Below are 23,335 nucleotides of genomic sequence, written 5' to 3' on the forward strand. Positions count from 1 at the left end.
GGCGAGGTCTACCGATCGATGTCGAAGCGTTTGACGCGGGAGGTCGCGCCTGCGACGAGGCGCACGGAACTCTTGGGGACGCCGAAATGGCTGGCGAGGAGTTCGACGGCGGCCTTGTTGGCTTTGCCTTCGACGGCGGGAGCGCGGACGTAGAGGCGCAGGGTTCCGTCGTCGAGGGGTTCAACCAGCGGACCCTTGCGACTGTTGGGAGTCACCGTCGCTCTGATCACGGTAGGCGGCACCGTCTTCTCCCGTTCGGGTCGAACGCCGAGGACACTACTACTCGCCCGATTCCTTTGTGCCCGAACTTTTTCCGCTTTCTTCCGAGGTAGCGGTTTCGACGGCTGCGGCCGACTCGCTCTTCGCGGGTCCGGCAACCGGAACGGAACCATGACTGCGCGTCGATGTTCCGCGCCAACGCACAGCTCTGGCGATCCCCCATCCGAGCACTCCGAGCACCGCGAGGAAGCCCAGCCACGGAATCGCCTTGCCCGCGAACACGATCGCGTCCTGCAACCAGTCGACCAGCGAGTTCCAGCCGGAGACGAGGCCGTCCCAGAAGTTGTCGGGACCGCTGCCTTCGGTCTCCGTCTCGGTGGCGGTGATGTCGATGGTGAGGCTGGACAGCGCGACCTGGTCGTCGAGGCGGCGTTTCTGGGCGGTGAGGCTGTCGAGTTCGCCTTGCCTGCTGGACAGGGCGTTCTCGGCGGCGATGAGGTCGGCGGTGTTGGTCGCGCTCGCGATGAGCGCGCGCAGCCTGTCCACCGACGCCTGCAACGCCTTGATCTTGGCGTCCAGGTCCTCCCACTGCATGGTGACGTCTTCGCGGTTGGTGCTGACCCTGGTGACCTCGCCGACGCCGCCGAGTCCGTCGATGAACGCGTCGGTCTTGTCGCCCGGCACCCGGACGGTGAGGGTGGCTGCGGGGTCGTTGTCCTCGGTGTCGGGTTGTTCGGTGCGGCTGTCGATCCGCCCGCCCGCCGCGCGCACCCGGTCGGCGACGGTCGCGGCGGCGGCGATCGGGTCGTGCGCGGTGATGTCGACGCTGCCGGTGACGACTTCCTTGCGCGTGCTGACCTCGTTGCCCTGGCCTTTGCCGTCGGCGGGTGACGGCGCCTGTTCGCGCAGGCCGGGCGGGGCGACCGCGGGCGTGGGCGACGACAGGGATGTGCCGTCGGAGACGGATTCGTCACTGCCGCAGCCGACGAGCGCCGTCGTCAGGAAGGTCAGGCCGAGGCACAGCACCGCAAGCTTTCGCATGTTCGCAGGGTAGCCGTTGCGGTGACCGCGGTCACCGGTCTCGACGCCGCGACCGTTCGCCGGTCCGTCCGTCGATGAACCGCCGCGCACTGGCGAAGCGCGGCGGATGCGCCGAGCGCGGCCCGCCCGGAGGCGGGGTGTGGATGTCGCGCATCCTGGCCTCGACGGCCTCGATCCGCGTCGCGATCTCGGGATGCGAGTCGAGCAGTCGGGCGAATCGGCCCCTCGGCTCCGCGCGCTGCGACCACAGCTCGAGCACGGCCCGCATCTCCGCGCCGTATCCGAGATCGACGGCGGTGCGGTCGGCGTCGAGTTCGCCGCGACGGCGCTGCGCCCGTTCGGCGAACGGCTCCAGCAGGATCGCGGCCAGCGGCAGCGCGACCAGCGCGCCGAAATGCAGGACGGCCGCGACCGCGAGGGCGAGCACGAACCCCACCCGGGTCGCGACCGCGACCACGATCGCGATGGTGTCCAACGGCTTTCGGACGCCGAACAGGCGCAGCGCACCGACCGCGCCGACCACGTGCGCGGCGTGGGCCACGAAAACCGCGAATCGCCAGGCGATTCGGCGCAGGATCCGGCGCAGCAGGGTGAGCGGCAGCGCGTACCAGTAGCTCAGCATCCTGGCGCGCTGGTCGCCGCCGAGGTGGTGACCGAGTTCGTGGGCGAGGATAGCCTCGAGTTCGCGGGCGCCGAGTCGCAGTGCGACGCTGGTGATCGCGACGATGCGACCGGGCGCGGCGAGTGCGTTGAGGTGATCGGTGTCTTCGACCCAGAGCGAATAGTCCACCGCGCGCACCCCGGCGGCGCGGGTGACGTTGTGCCAGGCCGAGCCGAGCGCGCCCTGTTCCTCGGGACGCGGGCGGCGCACCGGGAAGATCCTCGGCGCCATGTCACCGGTCGGTCCCGGCACGAACAGCGCTGCGACCAGCCAGAACACGGTGAGCCCGAGGGCAGGTGTGCTGCCGAACAGCGCGCCGACCGCGAAGACCAGCAGCCCGCCGAGCACCATGGACGGCAGCGAAACCAGCAGTGTGACAAGGGTTGTCCGGATTCGGGCAGGCCTGCGCGGCGGGTGCGGTCCTGCCGAGCTGTCCATATGCATGGGTCGTGCCATCCGTCCGTCGTCGGCGCCTACGATAGGTCACCGGAAGTCGCGCGAGCGGGAACCGACACGCAGTTCCATGCGCTGCAGGTGTTCGGCGACAACGCTGACCACCCCCTCGGCGTTCTGCACCCGCCCCCGAATGAGCAGGGCCGGGGCGCTCTGGGCCACCCGCCGATACCGGGCCCACAGTCCGACCGAGCAGACGACATTGACCATACCGGTCTCGTCCTCCAGGTTCAGGAAAGTGACGCCCGCGGCGGTGGCGGGCCGCTGCCGGTGGGTGACCGCGCCGCCGATGAGCACGCGGGACCCGTCGGGCACCGCGAGCAGACCCGAGGCGGGGACGACGCCGAGTTCGTCCAGTCGCGGACGCAGGAATTCGGTCGGGTAGCTGCCCGGTGACACGCCGGTGGCCCACACGTCGGCGGCGGCGAGTTCGAGGTCGCTCATCCCGGGCAGGGTCGGTGCCGCGGTGGCCGCGCCGGTGCCGGGCAAGCGGTCGTGCCGTTCGCCCGCGGCCGCGCCCGCCGCCCACAGCGCTTCGCGCCTGCTCAGCCCGAGACTTCCGAGCGCGCCCGCGGTGGCCAGCGCCTCGGCCTGTCCGACGGTCAACTCCACCCGCCCGGTGAGATCGAGGAAGGTGGTGTACGGCCCGGATTCGCGGGCGGTGACGATCTTTTCGGCCAGGTCGGCGCCGAGGTGGCGGACCGCGGCCAGACCGAGCCTGACCTCGCTTCCGCGATTCTCCAGCTCGGCCTCGGCCAGGCTCGCGTTGATATCGGGTCCGTGCACGGTGACCCCGTGCCTGCGGGCGTCGGCGACCAGCGACTGCGGCGAATAGAAACCCATCGGCTGGGCGCGCAGCAGTCCGGCGCAGAACGCGGCCGGATAGTGCAGTTTGAACCAAGCGGAATAGAAGACCAGGGAGGCGAAACTCTGCGAATGGCTTTCCGGGAAACCGAAATTCGCGAAGGCGTGCAGTTTCTCGTAGATGCGGTCGGCGATTTCGCCGGTGATGCCGTGTAATTCGCGCATCCCGCGGTAGAGGCGTTCACGCAGGCGTTCCATGCGTTCGGGGGAACGTTTGGAGCCCATGGCGCGGCGCAATTGGTCGGCTTCGGCGGCGCTGAATCCGGCCACGTCGACGGCCATCTGCATCAGCTGTTCCTGGAACAGCGGCACCCCGAGGGTGCGGGCCAGCGCGTTCTCCAACGCCGGATGGTCGCAGACGGGGTCCTCCTGCTCGTTGCGGCGGCGAATATAGGGGTGCACGGAACCGCCCTGAATGGGGCCGGGCCGGATCAACGCGACCTCGACCACCAGATCGTAGAATTTCCGCGGTTTCAGTCGGGGCAGCGTCGCCATCTGGGCGCGCGACTCCACCTGGAAGACTCCGACCGAATCGGCGCGCGACAGCATTTCGTACACCCCGGCCTCCCCCAGGTCGAGCTGATGCAATTCGACGACTTCGCCGGTGTGCTCGCGCACCAGATCGATCATGTAGCGCAGCGCGGAGAGCATGCCGAGGCCGAGCATGTCGAATTTCACCAGCCCCACCGCGGCGCAGTCGTCCTTGTCCCATTGCAGGACGCTGCGGCCCGGCATGCGCGCCCACTCCACCGGGCAGACGTCGGCGATGGGCCGGTCGCAGATCACCATGCCGCCGGAATGGATGCCGAGATGCCGCGGCAGCCCCTCGAGTTCGGCGGCCAGTTCGAGTACGGGTTCCGGTATGTCCGTGCCGGTTTCGGCCTCGACCCCGCTCCATCTGCTGACCTGCCTGCTCCAGGCGTCCAGTTGCCCCGGCGAGAAGCCGAGCGCGCGTGCGGCGTCGCGCACCGCGGATTTGCCGCGATAGGTGATCACATTGGCGACCTGCGCCGCGTATTCCCGGCCGTATTTCGCGTAGACGTGCTGAATCGCCTCCTCGCGCCGGTCGGATTCGATATCCACGTCGATATCGGGCGGGCCATCGCGTTCCGGCGAGAGGAATCGTTCGAAGAGCAGTTCGTTGGCGACCGGATCGACATTGGTGATGCCGATGGCATAGCAGACCGCGGAATTTGCCGCCGAACCCCGACCCTGACAAAGGATTCCGCGCTCGTGGCAGAAGTCGACGATATCGTGCACCACCAGGAAATAGCCGGGGAAACCGAGTCCGGCGATGGTTCGGAGTTCGTATTCGAGTTGCCGGTAGGCGGCCGGGTTCGCGCTCGGCGGACCATAGCGGCGGTCCGCGCCGCGCATGGTCAGATCGCGCAGCCAGGAATCCTCGTCGTGGCCGGGCGGCACCTCGAACGGCGGCAGTTTCGGTGCGATCAACCGCAGGTCGAAGGCACATTCGCGGGCGAGTTCGGCGGCATTGGTCACCGCGCGCGTCCCGGCGGGACCGGCCGCGGCGGCGAACAGCCGCGCCATTTCCGCACCGGAGCGCAGGTACGCGCCACCCGCGGCGGGCAGCCAGCCCGCGATGTCGTCCAGGCTGCGCCGCGCCCGGATCGCGGCCAGCGCCATGGCGCGGCGGCGATGCGCGGGCGCCGCGAAATGCGCTCCCGTGGTGGCGATCACGGGCAGGACGAGACGGTCGGCGAGCGCCATGAGGCGGGCGTTGCGTTCGTCGTCCTCGGGGATGCCGTGGTGGGTGAGTTCCACGCCGACCCGGTCGGCGCCGAAGCGTTCGACCAGATCGCGCAAGGCCAGCTCGGCGCGGGGCAGGTCGGTGTCGCCCGCGCGCACATCGTGGTCGAGTGCCCGGCGCAGATGCCCCTTGCGGCAGCCGGTGAGAATGTGCCAGTGCCCGTCCGCGGCGGCGGTGAGGGTGTCGAGGTCGTAGCGCAGGATGCCCTTCTCGCCCGCGGCCATGTGCGCGGCGGAGATCTCCCGCGCGAGCCGCCGGTATCCTTCCCCGCCCCTGGCCAGGACCAGTAGATGCGGTCCCGCCGGGTCGGGGTCGCCGGTGCGCGGCGCGGAGTCGGTCCACGTCGCGCCCGGTACCGCGCCATTTCGTGTCGCAGTCGATGCCGCGCCGTTCCGTGTGCCCGGTACCGCGCCGGTCCGTATCGCGCCTGATACCGCACCGGTCCGTGTCGTGTCCGGTATCGCGCCGGTCCGTGTCGCGTCTGATACCGCGCCGGTTCCCGAAACAGCCCGTGCCGCGTCGGTTCGTGTGCCCGGCGCCGAGTAGGTCCACGCACCCGATACCGCGTCTGCCCGCGCGGTATCCGACGTCCATTCGGCTCGAACCGTGTCCGGTGCGGCGGGACCGAGGGACAGTTCGGCGCCGAAGACGGTCGGCATGCCCCATTCCGCGGCGGCTTCGGCGAATCGCACGGTTCCGTAGAAGCCGTCGTGGTCGGTCAGCGCGATGGCTTCCAGGCCGAGGCGCACCGCCTCTTCCACCATGGCCTCCGGCTGGCTCGCGCCGTCGAGGAAGCTGTAGGCCGAATGCGCGTGCAATTCGGCGTAGGACACCGTCGGCGCTTCGATCCGGTCGATCGGTTCGGCGAGGTACGCGTCGCGTTTGCGCGACCAGGCGGGACTGTCGCCGCCGTCGCCGATGACCTCCGCGTCCGCCCGCCGGGGGCGACCGGAGAGCACCCGTTCCATCTCCGCCCACGAAGGCGGCCCATTACCCCAGCCCACGATCGCTCACCTCCTCATGTATCGAACATACATTCGAAACATGAGATGTCATAGATCGACCCCTCGGCGAGCCTCGCTCAGCGCCCCAGCGAGTTCCACTCGACACCCTCGGCGAGTTCCACTCGACACCCTCCGGCGCGATCCACTCGACACCCCTCGGCACGACCCGCTCAGCACCCCTCGGCGCGACCCGCTCGACACCACCACGAGCCCTACTCGGCGGCACCTCCAGCAAGCCCGCTCGCCACCCACCGCGAGCCTGGCCAGTACCCCGACGAGTTCAACTCGACCCCCAGGCGAGCCCCACTAGGCACCCACCATGAGTTCCACTGGGCGCACCCGCGAGTTCCACCCGACGCCCGCAGACGAGCCCTCGCCCGGACGAGCTCTACTCGGCGGCGATCCGCTCCTTCGACCCCGCCTCCAGCGCCGCGTCGACCCGATCCAGGCCCGAGCGGATCATCTCGCCGTAGGCGTCGTTCGCCAGGATGCGCAGGTGACCGCGCGCGATGGTCAATTGCATTCTGGCGCCGTCGAAATCGCCGACGCGGCGGTGGCTGTCGGCCAGATTGAGATAGAGGGAGGGCAGGAAGCAGCGTAGCCCGTCGTCGAGCGGGGTGCCCGGCGCGAAGACGGCGGCAAGTGCCCGCTGATCCCAGATCAGCGCCTCCGCGTCGGTTTCCTGGAGCACCGCGAGATGGTGCGCGACCACACAGCGCTGCAAGGGATCTCCGGCCGGACCGAGCTCGTTCCAGAGGGTGTGCAGGGCGAAGCGCCCCGCCTCGGGGTTACCGCTACCGCGCCGCACCGCGGCAAAGATGTCCGCCATCCGATCGTCCGCCATGCGCACGAGTATCGCACATATGTTCGATGGATTCGAGGTCAGCGAGAAGGTTTCGGCGCGCCGTTGCGGGCCGGTTGCCACAGCCCCTGAATGTACCGACCGGTATCCGAAGGCGTTCTCGCGTAACACCTTCGAATTCCCAGCACTCACGAACAGAAGCCGGTCGATCCAACCCGAGCGCCGTGGCCACCTGACGCCGCGCGGCAATCGAATGGCATCGCGTTCGACGCGGCGATCCACCCGGACGAGGGACGACGAGCACCCCTTGTCAGCTGAACTTACTTCAGAGTAAGTTCAGAGTCGGCGACCGCGACGCCGTTCGATCGACCGCGACGCCGTTCGATCGACAGCGGCCCGCCCTTCGACCGCAAAGGAGCAGCGATGAGCGCAACGCCGTCCGGCGACCCGACGAGCAGCGACCCCACGAGCAGCGACCCCACGAACAGCGACGGCGACAAGACGGCGCGAGTGCGCGACACGATCGAACCGGCGCGGCGCACCCGCGACCTCACCGGTCGCCACGTTGTGATCACCGGCGCCTCCTCCGGCATCGGCCGGGCCGCCGCGCTCGCCGTCGCTGCCAAGGGCGCCACCGTTCTCGTCCTCGCCCGCCGCGCCGACGAGATCGACGCCGTGGTCGAGGAGATCAGGGCCGAGGGCGACAAGGCGTACGGCTACCGCTGCGATGTCACCGAATCCGAATCGGTGGACAAGACCGTCGCCGCCATCCTCGACGAACACGGTCACGTGGACATGCTGGTGAACAACGCGGGCCGCTCCATCCGCCGCGCCATCCACCGCTCCACCGACCGGCTGCACGATTTCGAACGCACCATGGCGGTCAACTACTTCGGTGCGCTGCGCATGACGTTGGCGCTGCTGCCGCGGATGCGCGAACGCGGCTTCGGCCACATCGTGCAGATCAGCAGCGCGGGCGTCCAGGTCGCCACCCCGCGCTTCTCCGCCTATCTCGCGAGCAAGGCGGCGCTGGACAAGTTCACCGAAGTGGCCGCGATCGAAACTCGCGCCGACGGCGTCACCTTCACCACCATCCACATGCCGCTGGTGCGCACCCCGATGATCGTGCCGAGCGGCACCCAAGGTCCCTCCGAATCACCGGAATGGGCGGCGGCGACCATCGTGCGCGCGCTCACCGAACGCCCCAAGCGCATCGATGTGCCGCTGGGCACCCTCGCCGAATACGGCGCGCTGTTCACCCCCGGCCTGCGCGACCGCATCCTGCACCGCTACTACCGCGCCCTGCCCGACTCCCCCGCCGCCAAGGGCGAACCGACCCCGGTCGAGGCGGCGCCCGCGGTCGCGACACCGCCGCGTCCTCGGTCAGCGGCTCGTAGAGTCACCGGTTCGGCGCTGCGCCGCGCCGCACGCTGGGTGCCGGGCACGCACTGGTGAGTTCCGGTGCGTACCGGCCGGACGAGCACCTGTCCGGCCGGTACGCGGGTTCGGATCAGTCGCCGTAGGACAGGTCGGTCGCGCCCTGGATCAGGCGGCCCGCGATATACAGGTCACCGTTGGAGTCCAGGACGCCGATGATCTTCTTCTGGGTCCCGTGGTAGGTGGTGAAGAAGATCTTGTCCGCCTCCTGGGTGCTGCTGAAATTCGTGTTGACCGAGAGTTCGATGCTCGCGGGCGAACTGATCAGCACATCCTTTTTCGGAGAATCCGGGTACCGCTGATTCTGCCGCAATTTCACACGGCCGTGCGTGTCACCCTCTTCCCAGTCGCTGGCCACGCCGAGATCCACATCAGGCATTTTATTTCCCTCCTTCGGACCGGGAATTCATTCCCGGGCACAAACTACCCTCCGCGACAATCCGGAGAGCTCACCACACGGAATTATCGCGATCTATCACCTAGTTCAATGCTGTTGTGCCGCAGTCGAATAGGCGAGTGGAACCCCTCCTGGCAATCTGATTCCGTGTGGCGCATACGAGCATAACCGGGCCTATGTCACAGACAGTCGGGTAATGCGATCAATGATCGAAAATCGGTATCGATACGGATTTATCGAGCCATCGGAAGAAATATTCCGAATACGAACCGGTCGCATTGAGAGTCAATCCACGAATCGAATGTCCGCAATTCGAGTATCGCACGAGTAAATCAGTCGTAGACGCCCTCCGCGTGCCAGGTCCGGTCCAGGTGGATCAGCAGCAGGACCTTGCCGTCCTCGGCATCGGCGAGTTGGACCTGGGCGCGGGCCGCCGGTTTCTCCCGCGCGGTCCACCACCGCTCGTCCACCGGCCACGGACCGGCCCACCCGCGCAGCCGCCACCACCGGTCCCCCCAGCGCAGCGCCGCGGGCTCCGCGGAGAACACGCCGCGTTCGGTGACCGTGACCTGCCTGCCGTCGATCGATTCCAGCGAAACCGGCGGGCGGTCGACCAGCAGCAGGGTCGGTGCGGGCGGGGGCAGTCGGCCCGGCCACGGCAATGCCGGATCGGCGGCGGGCGTCAATTCGTCGCCGAGCGCCACCGTGGTGACGCGCTCGGCGGGTCCGCGTCCGCCGCTGAGCACGCCGACCCGCACCGCAGCGCCGCCGAGCAAGCCCTGCACGCGGATCAGCGCTCGCTTGGCGCGTTCGTCCTGCTCGCCGACCCCGCCCCACAGGCCGAGTTGCAGCGCGCCCGCCCGCGTGAGCTCCACCGGTTCCAGGCGCAGCAGGGTGATCGGCGCGCTCGGCCGGTCGCGGCGGGTCAGCCAGCCGTCGAGCTGCCAGCGCACCCGATCGGCGGTGCCCTCGGGCGTCAATGGTTGCGCGCACCGCCAGATCCGCGAGAGCTGTTCCCCCACTTCAGTTTCCGCGATGATCGACAATCGCGTGCAGGCCACCGAGGCGGCGGCGAGCGCGGCGTGCAACCGGTTGGCGAGCAGGCGACCGGCGAAAGCTGCGGCATCGACCCGGTCGACGGGCGGATCGCAGTGGTACTCCACGGTCAGCTCCGGAGGTGGTCGGCGTGCCGAGGGCGGACGCTGCGGCACCGCACGCGCGCAACGATGCGCCGCAACGGCGTCGCCGCCGAAACGAGAGGCGACCTCGGCCGGACTCAGCGCCGCGAAATCCCCGACCCGCCGCAACCCGAGCCGGTGCAGCAGATCCACCAGTTCGGCGCGTTCGGGCGCGGCGAGACTCGGTTCGGCGGCCAGTTCGGCGATCGGCAGCGGCGCGAGGAACTCCGCGTCCGCGCCCGGCGCGACGATCGCGGCCCGTTTCGCGGCCAGTACCGCGGTGGACAGTTCGTCGGCGACGCCGATCTGCGCCTCGACCCCCGTCGCGGCCACCGCGTCCACGAGTCGTTCGGCCGCAGCCTCCTCCGATCCGAAATATCGTGCGGCCCCGCGCGCGGCGAGTACCAGCAGTCCCGGCCGCAGCACTTCGACGCCGGGCACGGTCGCGTCGACGGCGGACACCACCGGTTCGAACAGGCGCGCGTCCCGATCGGGATCGTCGCGCACCAGTACCAACTCGGGACAGTTGGCCTGCGCCTCCCTGCGCCGCAACCCGCGCCGCACCCCCTCGGCGCGCGCGAACGCCGAACAGGCGATCACCCGGTTCCCGAACAGCACCGCCACCGGCCGCGTCGCGGGCAGTTCCGCCGCGGCGGCCGCCGCCACCGCGGGCCAATCCCGACACCACACGGCAAGCACCCGCGCCCGCCCCGGTCGCGTCACGGTGTCGTTCACGAAGCCGTGTCGCGCGCTCGGGCGGATATCTCGGGGGCGAGACGCCCGCGCATCTCAGGGGCGAGGCGGCCGTGCATCTCGGTGGCGGCGCGCCCGCGCGCGACCCATTCGACCCGGTCCGCGTTCGGGCACAGGTCGATACGGCCGCGCCGCTGCCGTCCCGTCCTGGCGCGCACGCCGACGTCCAGGCTCAGCGAGCGGAGTCTGCCGTGGCCCGCGCCGAGTCCGGAGTATTCGCAGACGCGGGATTCCAGGCGCAGACCCGGGTCCGGCCAGTGACCGTCGGCGACGACGAGGGTGGCGCCCGCGGTGCGGGCGCGGGCCGCGATCACACGGGACCGGGACGGCGGGACGGCACGGTTGCCGAGACCGAGCACAACCAGATCGAGGCCATCCAGCAACACCGAGGCGATCTCGACTGGATCGGGTCCGGGGTCGGCGATCACGGCGATCCGCGCCAATTCGGCGCCCATCTCCACCGCGGCGAGCAATCCGAACCGGGGCATGCCGACCACGGCGGCATGGCCCCCGTCTTCGGTGGCCGCGGCGAGCAGGCCCGCGAGCAACGATCTGGCCCCGGCGTAGGCGACCACGGACCCCTTGGCTAAACCACCATCCGGCAATAGTTCAGCAAGGGCGGGTGGCACCGCAAGGGTCGCATGCCGCGATTCGGCCGCACGCGGCATCCGCGTGGCGGCGGCAGTGCCTCGCGCCGGGATCGCCGCCATCTTCTTGCGAAGTTCCTCCAGTTCACGCCATCTCTCCATATCGGAAGCCCGCACATCCGAACCCACCACAACCACCCGCTTCCCACGATGGACCCCGAGGCACAACCCGCCGATCAGCTCACACCTTCGCGCGCTAGCGACATTTCAGCACCCGATCAGCTATCGATCGCTATCGAATATATGTTCGACAACGAATCAAGTAGAAACCGACCGGAGTGATACGTCAAGAGCGCCGCGCCGCAGCCGCGCGACACCAGCCACACGAGTAACATCAGGCACGGACGTACCGGAATTATCCGAAGATTTGCCACAACCGTATCCGCCCGACGGCGCGGCGACCCCCGCGACGCGAGTAGGGTCGAGACATACCGAGAAACCGGCGAGCGACCGCGCGCGCCGTCCGAGCCGAGGTCACCGTCCACTCGAATCAGGCCCCCTAGCACGAGATTCGGATACCCTGCACCCATGATCGATCGCCCACGCCCCATTGTCGGCCCCGAATATCTGGTCGCGGGCCGCTACCGCTTGCAGTCCAAACTCGGCGGGGGCGGCATGGGCGCGGTGTGGCTGGCCCACGACCGGCTGCTCGACCGGGACGTCGCCATCAAACAGGTGCTCTCCACCGCCGGACTGCCGGAAGCCGAAGCGAGCCGGATCCGCGAACAGATCATGCACGAAGGCAGGGTCGCGGCGAAACTGTCGCACGACCACGCCATCGCGGTATACGACGTCGTCCTCGAAACGGGCGAACCCTGGCTGGTCATGGAGCACTTACCCTCGCGCAGCGTGGCGCGCGCCCTCGGCATGGTCGAGACGCTGCCGGTGATCGAGGTCGCCCAGATCGGCGCCCAGGTCGCCGACGCGCTGGCCGCGGCCCATTCGGTGGGCATCGTGCACCGCGACATCAAACCCGGCAATATCCTCGTCGCCGACCGAGGCCCCGGCGTCGGCATGGCCAAACTCAGCGACTTCGGCATCTCGCGCGGCGCGGGCGACCTATCCGACGAACCCGACGGCGTCATCACCGGCACCCCCGCCTACCTGCCGCCCGAAGTGGCGCGCGGCGCACGCCCGACCGAGGCCAGCGACGTGTTCTCCCTCGGCGCCACCCTCTACACCGCCATCGAGGGACAGCCGCCGTTCGGACTCGACGAGGACAGCGACGTCCTGGTGGAACGCGCCGCCATGGCACAGATCATCCCGCCGACCCGCACCGGCGTCCTCACCAACGCCCTGCTGCACATGCTCGAACCCGCGCCGCAGCGCAGGCCGACCATGGCCGAGGCGCGCGACGAAATCCTCACCGCCGCATTCGGTCCAGGCACCAGCCCCTACATTCTCGGCGTACCGGTGCGCACCGAGGACGGCACCATCCCGCCGTGGGCGGCCCGCAACTCCGCCTCGGGACTGCGCAGTCCGCATTCCGCGCCGCTGCCGCGCCCGCAGCCGCGTCAGCAGCCGGGTCGTCCCGCCGCCACGCCGCAGCAGCAGCGCGCGCTCGGGCAACGCGCACAGGGCAACGCGCCGAGCAATGCGCCGCTGGCCATCGCGGTCGGGCTGCTGATCGGACTCATCATCGTCATCGCGATCCTCGTCGCGGTGATGTGATCGCGTATGCCGCAGCGGTGATGCGAACGCGTATGCCGCAGCGGTGATGCGAACGCAAATCGGCTCAGCGGGCAATATACCCGCGGTGAACCCGGCAGTGACGCGCCTGCGGATCGACTCAGCGGTCATGTGACCGCGCGAATGAGCTCAGCGGTGGAGCGACCGTCGACGGCCCCGGCGGTGGTGCCCCCGCAAGCGGGTTGGACGGCTATGTGACCGCGGCTGACTCAGCTGTCCTGCGGCCTAATCGATACGGCGGCGATGCGCCCAGCGGGTCAGGGCATTGCGATTGGACTGCTGGGTCTTGCGCAACACGTTGGAGGCGTGCGTCTCCACCGTCTTCACCGAGATGAACAGGTTCTCGGCGATCTCGCGGTAGGTGTAGCCGCGCGCGAGCAACCGCAGCACCTCGAGTTCGCGGGGCGTCAGCGAATCCAGTTCGGGGTCGAGCGGCGGTTCCGGCACCGGTGAGCGCCCGGTGAAGGAGTCGAGGACGAATCCGGCCAGCCGCGGACTGAACACCGCGTCACCGCCTGCGACCCGCCGGATGCCGTCGGCGAGTTCGGCTCCCGAGATCGTCTTGGTGACATAGCCGCGCGCACCCGCGCGAATCACCGCGATCACGTCCTCGGCCGCGTCGGACACGCTCAACGCCAAGCAGACCGGACCGTCCTGGATGCCTGCCAGCACCGCGACACCGCCACCGTCGGGCATGTGCACATCGAGCAGCACCACATCCGGCTTCGCCGCGGCGATACCGGCGATGGCCTCGGCCACCCCGCCCGCCTCGCCGACCACCTCCATATCCGGCTCGCGACCGAGTTCGGCGCGTACCCCCGAGCGGAACACCGCGTGATCATCGACGAGAAAGACCCGCACGGTCACCTATCTTCTCCTCACTTCGGCGATTACACCACCCGAATTCCTCGATCGCCCGTGAACGATCCGCGCGTCATCGGTATCACACGCGAACGACCTGCTCCGACAGCGCTGTTCACGCGACGCCGACCGTCCGCCTTCGGTCGCGCCGAGCGCCTCCGACGCCTGCTCGTCGCGCGCCTCACCGCGAACCGGCGGGCTCGGTTCCGCGAATTCGCACACGGGACATGGGTTACGCGGCAAGTGTGGGCACACGGTGATCGGGACGGTCGAGCGCGCGCCACCGCCGCCGCGCCGATTTCCGCCGCATCGCGTGGGATTCACTTCCCGCGCCCGACCACGCCCGAGGCAACGCCGATTTCCGCCGTATCGTGTGGGATCCGCTTCCCGCGCCCGACCACGCCCGAGGCAACGCCGATTTCCGCCGCATCGCGTGGGATCCGCTTCCTGCGCCCGGTCACAACCAACGCAACGCCGATCACCACCGCATCGCGTGGGATTCACTTCCTGCGCCCGGTCACGACCAACGCAACGCCGATCACCGCCACATCGCGTAGGTTTCACTTCTGCGCTCGGTCACGACCAAGGCAGCGCCGGTTCCCGCACCTCAGCGGGATCGTGTTCCGCCGCGTCGTTCTTCTCCGCCGCGGAGTCCTGCTCGTCCGCACCGGAATCCGTGCGCGGCATGATGATCCGCACCTCGGTGCCGCGTCCGCGCGTGGAAAGAATCTCCACCTGACCGCCGCGCCGCTCGATCCGACCGCGAATGGATTTGGCCAGACCCTGGCGGTCCTGCGCGACCGTCTCCACCTCGAAACCTTTACCGCGATCGCGCACGAACACACTCACCTGATGCGGTTCGACCTCGGCGAACAGGTCGATACTCGGCACGCCCGCGTGTTTGGCCGCGTTCACCAGCGCCTCCCGGCTCGCACCGAGCAGCGCCGTGAAATGTTCCTTCGGCAGCCCGCAGCCGGTGTCGCCGGTGTCCATCGACACATCGCCGACCGTCACCGGCGCGACCTGCACGCCGTGCTGATCCTCCACCTCACCGGCGATGGTGCGCAGCGCCGCGGCCAGACTCGACTGTGCGGGACCCGCGTCCTCGAACAGCCATTTGCGCAGCTCCCGCTCCTGGGAGCGGGCGAGCCGGGTGACCTCCTGCGGATCGTCGGCCTGCCGCTGGATCAGCGCGAGCGTCTGCAACACCGAATCGTGCAGGTGGGACGCGATCTCCTCGCGTTCCTCGTTGCGGATGCGCGCGGCGCGCTCGGCGTTGAGCGCACGCATCATGCGCAGCCACAGCGGCACCGTGAGCAGCCCGGCCCCGCCCAGCGCGACGCCGACCGCGAGCAGCGCGGAACCGAGCGACCCGAGATCGATCCTGGCCAGCACCACGACACCGAGTCCGAGCACGATCATGGTGATCCCGGCGACGATGCGCGCCCAGGTGACCACCGAAGGACGCGCGGGCAGGCCGAGCAGCGAACGCGGCCCCTCGGTGTCGTACTCGCGCCACACCATGGCCGCGCCCAGCGCGACCACCACGATCGGGACGATGATCTTCGCCGCGATCGTCCCGCTCATCAACCACGAAACGGCGACGGCCGAGCCGAGCCCGAGCAGCGCGAGACCCACCGCCTGCCTGCGCTCGGTAGGCGACGGCCGGGCCGAATCCGCACCGCCCGGCGTGCAGATCCACAGCAGCCCGTAGGCCGCGATCCCCGCGCCCGCCAGCGCCGACAGCAGCACGAAGGCCATGCGCACGGTGAACACGTCGAAGCCGAGATGATCGGCGATACCGCCCGCGACCCCGCCGACGACCCGGCCGCCCGACCTCCTGACCAACCGCACCTGCGGTTGCGGCCCCAGATCGAGCACCGGCACCGGCCCCCCGCGACCGGCGCCGAACCCGAATCCACCCACCGGCTCGGGCCGCGGCCCCACCGCTCCGCGGGCAGCGTCGGACGCTGGAACAGTCGGGTACATAGCACCGATAGTGGCACGTCCGACCGACACCGGACATCAGGAATCACCCTGATACCGGCACGCGGCCGCCGCCAACCCTGTGACACGCCGAATCCGCAGGCAATCGACACGCCGCCGGATCCGGTCCGAACAACGCGCGCCGACTTCCGCTCGCGCGGGACGGAACGGACACCGGCGTCGTACCGGACCGGAAAACCCGTACACACCGTCAGCCAGTGATTTTCGCCATCGATACGACCGGGGGATTCGGTGCGGACCCCACCCCCGACATAGGTTCTTTCCAGGGCCGCGACACTCCGTCGAATCCGACACCGCGGCCCGCTCGGGGAGGAAATCATGTCGAACAAGTCCGCGCGCGCCGCCGCTCTATCGATCGCGACTCTCGCGCTCGGGATCATCGGCGCGGGCCATGCCGACGCCGCCGCCTACGCGGCACATCAGAACATCTACACCGCACCGAACGGCTTCGCGTTCACCGTCGGCCACACCGATCTCGTCGCCGTCCCCGTCCCGCCGCAGAACGGCATGCCGACCACGCGGGAAGTCTTCCTCGACAACACCTCGTACGGGCAGATCGACAGTCCGGGGACCGGGATGCTGAAGACCGGATATCTGGTGAGCTGCGCGGTCGACATCGATCTGAGCTTCGGCACACATCTGGGGGCGGGCATCGGAGCGGGACTGACCTTGGGACTCGGCGCAAGTCCGGACAGCTTGGCGCCGGGGCTGAACGCCTCGATCGGTCCCGAGATCTCCGCGTCGATCGGCCTCGATCTCGAAGTCGAAGCGGGCGCCATCGAACAGATCGAGGTCGCGACCAAACCCCTGTCCGGCGGCGGCATCGGCTACGCGATGAGCCGCGACTTCCATCTGAAGGTGGAAGGCTGCGGCGGTCCGCTCAGCATTCGGCCCTACACGCGGATCGAGGTGGAATCGCCCGAGGTGAACGGCAACGGGGCTGTGTACGGCGACGTCATCGTCCTGTAAGCGGGGTCAGACCGCGCTCGGGGGGAGTTTCAGGGTTCCCCCCGATGCGCGGCGCGCGGCGTCGGCCGACCATGGGAACATGACGAAAACGAGCTTCGGCGATCAGCTCCAGCAGATGTGGCACACGCGGCCCGTCCGGTTGCCGCGGCAGGGGCCGATCGCGGGTGTCGCGACGGGCTTCGGCAGGCGCTACCACATCGACCCGGTGCTGATCCGGGTCGCGTTCGTGGTCTCCACGCTGTTCGGCGGCGCCGGGATCGTCCTCTACCTGGCCGGATGGCTGCTGCTGAACCAGGAAGGCGACGACCATTCGCCCGCCGAGTCACTGTTCGGCAGGGGCGCGAGCTCGCAGTCGCCGACCAAGACCATCGTGCTCATCGTCGCCCTCGCCATCGCCGCGACCACCGTCGGCCCGGTCGGCATGGGCCTCGCGGGTTCCGGCGTGATCAGCCTCGCTCTCATGCTCGCGGGCTGGTGGATGCTGCACATGCGCACACCCCAGCCACCACCCGGCACCAGTGCGCTCGCCGAACCCGGATTCGACGGCGGGCTCACCGCCACCGGCTATCCAGGCACCGCATTCCCTGTCGGCGGCTCGGGCAGTTTCTACGCCCCCGACAACCCGGCGACCAGCATGTACTCGCCCTACACGAAACTGCCGGACACCTACGTCCCCGACCCGTACCCGCCGACCGCCACCGTCGACTCCGACACCGGAGCACAGGTCACCCGCGACACCGTCACATTACGGAAGGGCGAGGACGGCACAGTGCCCGGCGAAGACGCCACCAACCCGCCCTCGGCCACCGCGGCGGCAGCGGATTCAGCGACTCCCGGCACCGCGACCAGCACCGCCGCAACGGACACGGCCACATCCGACACCACCGCATCCGGCACCACCGTCGTGGGCACACCCGCAGCCGATACCGCTCGGGCCGACACACCCACACCCAGCACCACCACACACGACACCACTGCCGCTGGCATCGCCGCATCAGGCACAGTCACAGTCGATTCCGCTGCGGTCGGTTCAGCCCCATCGCGCACCACCGCCGCGACCGGCACCACCGCCGCAGGCACACCCGCATCCGGCACCGATGGGACCGCGGCACATCCATCCAGCACCACCGCACCCGGCGGCACCGCGGCGGGCAGCACCACACCCGACGCAGTCGCGGCGGTGACCGGTGCATTCGACGCAGCGACTTCCGGCGCTACCGCGACATCGGATATGGCGGTTTCCGAGACCGCGGCGTCCGAGGAGACGGCATCCGGGGCGGCGTCCTCGACCGAGGACATCAAGGCTCCCGACGACGGCGAAGACCGTACCCCCGGGACCGCGACCGATGTGACCTCGCGCGGCGCCGACGGCTCCGGCCCGGCGAGAAGCGCGCCCGACATGTCGAAAATGCCGCCGCGTAATCGCGGGAGCGTCATGGACGCGCCGACCCGACCGTCCTGGGATCCGCTCGGTGTCGCCCCCATGGCCTGGGATCTTCCCGAACCGGCCCCGGCGCGTCCGGTCGTCGCACCGCCGCGGAAGCGGCCGCGCTCGCGGCTCACATCGGTCGTGATCGGCCTGTCCATCCTGGCCGCGGCCGGTGCGGGGGCCGCGGCGGCGTCCGGTGTGGAATGGATGACGCCCGCCAGGATCGGGGCGGTCGCGCTCGCGGTGATCGGGCTCGGCTTGATCGTCGGCGCCTTCCTGCGCCGCGGCTACGGCCTGCTCGTGGTCACCGCGCCGCTCGCCGCGTTCGTCTTCGTCGCCTCCCTGATCGGCACCGTCGACTTCGACGAGTCGACCATGGGCGACCGCACCTGGACACCCGCCACCATGACCGAACTCGATGCCGCGTACCACGTGTCCCTCGGCTCCGGCACCCTCGATCTGCGGTCGCTGCAACTCACCGAGAACCGCGCGGTCGAGGTGTCCGTGCAGATGGGTTCGGCCGAAGTCCTACTGCCACAGGGCATGACGGTACGCACCGAATGCACGGTGAAGATGGGTGACCAGAGCTGCCCCACCGGCATCAGCGGCCCGAACACACCGGGAGCCCCGGTGCTCGACCTCACCATCGACGTCAACATGGGCGATGTGAAGGTGCGCCGTGGCTGAGGAACAGAAGAACTCCGCTCCGGAACGGATACGCCGCGGCCCCTCGCTGTCACTGCTGATCGTCGGACTGCTCGCCCTCGCGGTGAGCGCGTGCGCCCTCGCGGGCCCCTCGACCGTATCGGCGCTGACCGCGCTGCCGCTCGGCTGGATCATCGTGACCGCCGCCATCGTCGTCGGCGTCGGCCTCGTGCTCTCTCCGCGCGGACGCCGTTGACGGACAACAGTTCTCACAACCCATCAGGCCCTGAACCGAGACGATCCGCCCGATACCGGGCGGATCGCCGACCTTCGAGATACGGAGACCCCCATGGCCACAACACCTTTCGACGAGCCCGCCCACCCCGCCGAGCTCGCGCCGAAGCAGCCCGAGCACACACTGCCGAGGGCGACGGAAACCGCACATCCGCGAATCCGGCTCGGCGGCATCCTGCTCGGCCAACTCGTTCTCGGCCAGGCCCGACCGCCGCGCGGCGCAGCGGCCGTGACCGACTAGCCGACCGCCCCGAACCTGTTGCGGCTCACTCCCATTCGATGGTGCCCGGCGGCTTGCTCGTCACATCGAGCACCACCCGGTTGATATCGGCGACCTCGTTGGTGATGCGGGTGGAAATGCGCTCGAGCACCTCGTAGGGCAGCCGCGTCCAGTCCGCGGTCATCGCGTCCTCGCTCGACACCGGCCGCAGGACGATCGGATGACCGTAGGTGCGGCCGTCGCCCTGCACGCCGACACTGCGCACATCGGCGAGCAGCACCACCGGACACTGCCAGATCTGGCGATCGAGCCCGGCCGCCGTCAGCTCCTCGCGCGCGATGGCATCGGCCTGGCGCAGCGTGTCGAGGCGCTCACCGGTGACCTCGCCCACGATGCGGATGGCGAGACCGGGGCCGGGGAACGGCTGGCGCGCCACGATCTCCTCCGGCAACCCCAACTCGCGCCCCACCGCGCGCACCTCGTCCTTGAACAACAGCCGCAACGGCTCGACGAGTTCGAACTCCAGATCATCGGGCAGACCGCCCACATTGTGGTGGGACTTGATATTCGCCGTCCCGCTGCCACCGCCGGACTCGACCACATCCGGATACAGCGTGCCCTGCACCAGATACTCCACCGACGCGGCCGCATCGCCCTGTTCGGAGACGATCTCGGCGACCGCGTCCTCGAAGGACCGGATGAACTCCCGGCCGATGATCTTGCGCTTCTCCTCGGGATCGGTGACGCCCTTCAACTCACCGAGGAACTTGCCGACCGCGTCGACCGTCACCAGCTTCGCGCCGGTCGCGGCCACGAAATCCTGCTGCACCTGCTCGCGCTCCCCCGACCGCAACAGACCGTGATCGACGAACACGCAGGTGAGCCTGTCGCCGATGGCGCGCTGCACCAGCGCCGCCGCGACCGCGCTGTCCACACCGCCGGACAGGCCGCAGATGGCGTGGCCCGCACCGATCTGCTCGCGCACCGACTCCACCAGGGCCTCGGCGATATTGGCGGGCGTCCACGTGGCGGGGATACCGGCGATCTCGTGCAGGAAACGGCTCAACACCTGCTGGCCGTGCGGCGAATGCAGCACCTCCGGGTGATACTGCACACCGGCGAGGCGACGCGCGCGATCCTCGAACGCCGCCACCGGAGCACCGGCGGTGGTCCCGGTGACCTCGAAACCGGCGGGCGCGTCGGTGACCGCGTCGCCGTGGCTCATCCACACCGGCTGAATCGTGGGCAGACCGCCGTGCAGGACGCCGCCGTCGATATTGAGTTCGGTGCGGCCGTACTCGCGGGTGCCGGTATGCGCGACCGTGCCGCCGAGCGCCTGCGCCATCGCCTGGAATCCGTAACAGATGCCGAACACCGGGACATCAAGGTCGAACAGCCGCTTGTCCAGCTGCGGAGCGCCCTCGGCGTACACGCTGGACGGGCCGCCGGACAGAATCACCGCGAGCGGACGCTTCTCCTCGATCTCCTCCACCGTCGCGGTATGCGGAATCACCTCCGAGAAGACACTCGCTTCACGCACCCGCCTCGCGATCAGCTGGGCGTACTGGGCGCCGAAGTCGACGACGAGGACCGGTCTCTGGGATTCTGCCACCGCCACAGTCTAGTGAGGCCACACCGCACGGCGACCAATGGGCACGACCGGCGGGCTCGACCGCCGCGACCGATGGAACTCGCCCGGGAAACCTGACCGAGCGGGGCGAATCCAGTCTCGCGGCGGCGCGCCGGTCGTTATTCTCATGCGGTGCCATTCGCCCGTGCGATAGACGCCGAAATCCACTACGAGGACAGCGGCGGAGACGGCCCCCCGGTGCTATTGGCGCACGAATTCTTCATGGACCGCACCATGTTCGCCTCGCAAACCGCCGCGCTCGCACCGGAATTCCGGATCGTCACCTGGGACGCGCGCGGACACGGCCGCACCAGAGAACAAGGACTGCCCTTCACCTACTGGACCGCCGCGCGCGACGCGCTCACCGTCCTCGACCACCTCGGCGCCGAACGCGCCGTCTTCGGCGGCACCGCACAAGGCGGATTCACCGCTCTGCGCGCGGCACTCATAGCGCCGGAACGGGTTTCGGCGCTCATCCTGATCGGTACCGAAGCGCACGGGCCAACCGAGGAACAGACCACGGCCACCCGCGAATTCCTCGACCAGTGGTACGACGACGATTCGCGGCGGGCGGCCGTTGATCGGTTGGCGCACTGGCTGATCGGGGACGACGACTGGTACCGGGGTATCTGGGCCAAGCGGTGGCTCGGTCGTGCACGCGAAGGCATCGAGGTGGCTGCGGGGTGTCTGCTCAGTCGGGAGTCGGTACTCGATCGGCTGCACGAGATCAGATGTCCCGTGCTCGTCGTGCACCCTACCGACAGTGGGATACCGGCTGATCGGGCCGAACGGCTCGTTCAGGGGTTGCGTGGAGCGAGTTACGTCGAGATCGAGGGGGCACGGCTCGCGGTCACCATGACGCATCCGGCGCCGGTCAATCACGCTATTCGGCGGTTCTTGCGTGAGGCTGTCGGGCCCCGGCGGCCGGTGGTGCGGGTTTTGGAGGGGAGTCGGGCTCGGCACCGGGGGGCTCGGCACCGGGGGTAGGAGATCAGGCGCGGACGCTCAGGCCGACCTTCTGGAATTCCTTCAGATCCGAGTAGCCCGCCTTGGCCATCGAGCGGCGGAGGCCGCCGACCAGATTCAGGGAGCCGAAGGGGTCGTCCGAGGGGCCGAACAGGACGCGTTCCAAGGTCGGACGGATCGGTTCGGAGGTGGTTTCGCCGCCGAGGTCCCATGGATCGTCCACGTGCAACAGGGAACCGCGTGGTACCGAGGGGTGGGCGGCGGCCGAGGGCCAGTACCAGCCTCGGCCCGGAGCTTCGGCGGCCGATGCCAGCGGGACGCCGAGCATCACGGCGTCCGCGCCGCACGCGATCGCCTTCGCCAGGTGGCCCGATGTCGCTACGTCGCCGTCGGCGATGACGTGTACGTATCGGCCGCCGGTCTCGTCCAGGTAGTCGCGTCGGGCCGCTGCCGCGTCCGCGATGGCTGTCGCCATCGGGACGCCGATACCGAGTACCTCGCCTGTCGTCGTCGCGCCGGGGTACGAGCCGTATCCGACGATCACGCCCGCCGCGCCTGTTCGCATCAGGTGCAGGGCGGTTCGGTGATCGCTCACTCCGCCCGCGACCACGGGGACGTCCAACTCGGCGATGAACGTTTTCAGGTTCAGTGGCTCGCCTGCCTCTTGCGAGGCCGGGCCGCTCACGTGTTCGGCGGAGATGATCGTGCCGTGGACCACCAGCAGGTCTACGCCCGCTTGCACCAACGCGGGGGTCAAGGCGCGGGCGTTTTGAGGGCTTACTCGGACGGCTACCGTCACTCCTGCCGCGCGCACCTCCGCTACCGCTGCCGCCAGGAGATCCGGCTGCATGGGGGCGGCGTGCAGTTCTTGCAGCAGGGCGACCGCGCGCTCGTAACCGCCTTTGTCGACCAATTCCAGCAGTTGATCGATTCTCGCTTCGACATCGGCGTGGCGGGCCCAGAGACCTTCGCCGTTGATTACGCCGAGACCGCCCAGTCTGCCCAGTTCCACGGCAAATCTCGGTGAGACCAAGGCGTCGGTCGGGTGGGAGAGAAAGGGGATTTCGAAACGGTAGGCGTCCAACTGCCAGGACAGGGATACCTGCTTCGAGGAGCGGGTGCGGCGCGACGGGACGATGTCTACATCGTCCAGTTCGTAGGTGCGTCGGGCCGTTCGGCCCATGCCGATTTCGACCATGTCGCGCAAGTTGTCCTCCTGGGGGTTCGGCCGCGCCTGTTCGCAATGGTGTCGGGTGGCGGGTTCATCATGCACCCGGTGACGGTGGGTGTATATGAAGGCCGGAGCGTGTTCGTGGGGGTGTGTTCTTGTTCGGGGCTTGTGTTTTTACTGGGGGCGGACATTATGGGGGGCGCTCACCTTGGTGGTTTCGGGGTGAGCGC

19 protein-coding genes are annotated in these 23,335 nt (G+C 69.1%); 7 read left to right on the forward strand and 12 right to left on the reverse strand.

The genetic code is table 11. The features are described 5' to 3' along the window. Positions 1-8: 8 nt before the first annotated feature. The 5 genes from IT779_RS37775 to IT779_RS14525 all read right to left on the reverse strand — a co-directional run bounded on the left by IT779_RS37775 (position 9) and on the right by IT779_RS14525 (position 6,854). Complete coding sequence (locus IT779_RS37775) at positions 9-242, reverse strand: DUF167 domain-containing protein (RefSeq protein WP_456299692.1); 234 nt, start codon at positions 240-242, stop codon at positions 9-11. Between the two features lie 37 nt (positions 243-279). After that, positions 280-1,260: a DUF4349 domain-containing protein gene (locus IT779_RS14510; RefSeq protein ID WP_196149834.1), complete on the reverse strand. Its 981-nt coding sequence runs from the start codon at positions 1,258-1,260 to the stop codon at positions 280-282. A gap of 31 nt (positions 1,261-1,291) precedes the next feature. After that, positions 1,292-2,377: a M48 family metalloprotease gene (locus tag IT779_RS14515; protein WP_196149835.1), complete on the reverse strand. Its 1,086-nt coding sequence runs from the start codon at positions 2,375-2,377 to the stop codon at positions 1,292-1,294. 27 nt (positions 2,378-2,404) lie between these two features. Beyond that, positions 2,405-6,010: an error-prone DNA polymerase gene (locus tag IT779_RS14520; protein ID WP_196149836.1), complete on the reverse strand. Its 3,606-nt coding sequence runs from the start codon at positions 6,008-6,010 to the stop codon at positions 2,405-2,407. Positions 6,011-6,398: 388 nt separating this feature from the next. Next, the gene (locus IT779_RS14525; RefSeq protein WP_196149837.1) at positions 6,399-6,854 is read right to left on the reverse strand and encodes a hypothetical protein; all 456 of its coding nucleotides are present in this window, start codon (positions 6,852-6,854) and stop codon (positions 6,399-6,401) included. Between the two features lie 381 nt (positions 6,855-7,235). Between IT779_RS14525 and IT779_RS14530 the strand changes: the two genes are divergently transcribed. After that, entirely contained in the window at positions 7,236-8,267 is a 1,032-nt protein-coding gene (locus IT779_RS14530; RefSeq protein ID WP_196149838.1) for an SDR family NAD(P)-dependent oxidoreductase, read from the forward strand. A 55-nt stretch (positions 8,268-8,322) separates the two neighbouring features. Here the strand turns inward: IT779_RS14530 and IT779_RS14535 are convergent, their stop codons facing one another. From IT779_RS14535 to IT779_RS14545, 3 genes are all read right to left on the reverse strand, one after another. Continuing rightward, positions 8,323-8,628, reverse strand: coding sequence for a DUF6342 family protein (locus IT779_RS14535; protein ID WP_196149839.1), 306 nt, complete (start codon positions 8,626-8,628; stop codon positions 8,323-8,325). A gap of 350 nt (positions 8,629-8,978) precedes the next feature. Beyond that, complete coding sequence (locus IT779_RS14540) at positions 8,979-10,559, reverse strand: DNA polymerase Y family protein (RefSeq protein WP_332838801.1); 1,581 nt, start codon at positions 10,557-10,559, stop codon at positions 8,979-8,981. Further along, positions 10,556-11,326 (reverse strand): hypothetical protein, encoded by a 771-nt coding sequence (locus tag IT779_RS14545; protein WP_232541752.1) that lies wholly within the window; start codon positions 11,324-11,326, stop codon positions 10,556-10,558. The genes IT779_RS14540 and IT779_RS14545 overlap by 4 nt, the downstream gene beginning before the upstream one ends. Positions 11,327-11,752: 426 nt before the next feature. On the opposite strand from IT779_RS14545, the gene IT779_RS14550 reads away from it, so the two are divergent. Next, the gene (locus IT779_RS14550; protein ID WP_196149840.1) at positions 11,753-12,895 is read left to right on the forward strand and encodes a serine/threonine-protein kinase; all 1,143 of its coding nucleotides are present in this window, start codon (positions 11,753-11,755) and stop codon (positions 12,893-12,895) included. A 243-nt stretch (positions 12,896-13,138) separates the two neighbouring features. On the opposite strand, the gene IT779_RS14555 is transcribed toward IT779_RS14550, so the two are convergent. Both IT779_RS14555 and IT779_RS14560 read right to left on the reverse strand, forming a co-directional pair. Further along, entirely contained in the window at positions 13,139-13,774 is a 636-nt protein-coding gene (locus tag IT779_RS14555; RefSeq protein WP_196150049.1) for a response regulator, read from the reverse strand. A 576-nt stretch (positions 13,775-14,350) separates the two neighbouring features. Then, positions 14,351-15,763, reverse strand: coding sequence for an ATP-binding protein (locus tag IT779_RS14560; RefSeq protein ID WP_196149841.1), 1,413 nt, complete (start codon positions 15,761-15,763; stop codon positions 14,351-14,353). 336 nt (positions 15,764-16,099) lie between these two features. Between IT779_RS14560 and IT779_RS14565 the strand changes: the two genes are divergently transcribed. The 4 genes from IT779_RS14565 (at position 16,100) to IT779_RS14580 (ending at position 19,359) form a co-directional block, all read left to right on the forward strand. Next, on the forward strand, positions 16,100-16,750 hold the full coding sequence (locus IT779_RS14565) for an MspA family porin (RefSeq protein WP_196149842.1): 651 nt from the start codon (positions 16,100-16,102) through the stop codon (positions 16,748-16,750). Between the two features lie 79 nt (positions 16,751-16,829). After that, complete coding sequence (locus tag IT779_RS38790; protein ID WP_332838802.1) at positions 16,830-18,866, forward strand: PspC domain-containing protein; 2,037 nt, start codon at positions 16,830-16,832, stop codon at positions 18,864-18,866. Then, positions 18,859-19,080 carry a hypothetical protein gene (locus IT779_RS14575; RefSeq protein WP_196149843.1) on the forward strand — a complete coding sequence of 74 codons (222 nt, stop codon included), beginning with the start codon at positions 18,859-18,861 and terminating at the stop codon, positions 19,078-19,080. Before IT779_RS38790 ends, IT779_RS14575 begins: the two co-directional genes overlap by 8 nt. Before the next feature lie 93 nt (positions 19,081-19,173). Next, the gene (locus IT779_RS14580; RefSeq protein WP_196149844.1) at positions 19,174-19,359 is read left to right on the forward strand and encodes a hypothetical protein; all 186 of its coding nucleotides are present in this window, start codon (positions 19,174-19,176) and stop codon (positions 19,357-19,359) included. A 25-nt stretch (positions 19,360-19,384) separates the two neighbouring features. Here the strand turns inward: IT779_RS14580 and guaA are convergent, their stop codons facing one another. Then, positions 19,385-20,956: a glutamine-hydrolyzing GMP synthase gene (guaA, locus tag IT779_RS14585; RefSeq protein WP_196149845.1), complete on the reverse strand. Its 1,572-nt coding sequence runs from the start codon at positions 20,954-20,956 to the stop codon at positions 19,385-19,387. 144 nt (positions 20,957-21,100) lie between these two features. Between guaA and IT779_RS14590 the strand changes: the two genes are divergently transcribed. Next, positions 21,101-21,955 carry an alpha/beta fold hydrolase gene (locus IT779_RS14590; protein WP_196149846.1) on the forward strand — a complete coding sequence of 285 codons (855 nt, stop codon included), beginning with the start codon at positions 21,101-21,103 and terminating at the stop codon, positions 21,953-21,955. Between the two features lie 4 nt (positions 21,956-21,959). On the opposite strand, the gene IT779_RS14595 is transcribed toward IT779_RS14590, so the two are convergent. Next, positions 21,960-23,141, reverse strand: a complete 1,182-nt coding sequence (locus IT779_RS14595) for a GuaB3 family IMP dehydrogenase-related protein (RefSeq protein WP_196150050.1) — start codon at positions 23,139-23,141, stop codon at positions 21,960-21,962. Positions 23,142-23,335: the final 194 nt, after the last annotated feature.

Source organism: Nocardia bovistercoris (assembly GCF_015674855.1).
GTDB classification, from domain to species: domain Bacteria; phylum Actinomycetota; class Actinomycetes; order Mycobacteriales; family Mycobacteriaceae; genus Nocardia; species Nocardia bovistercoris.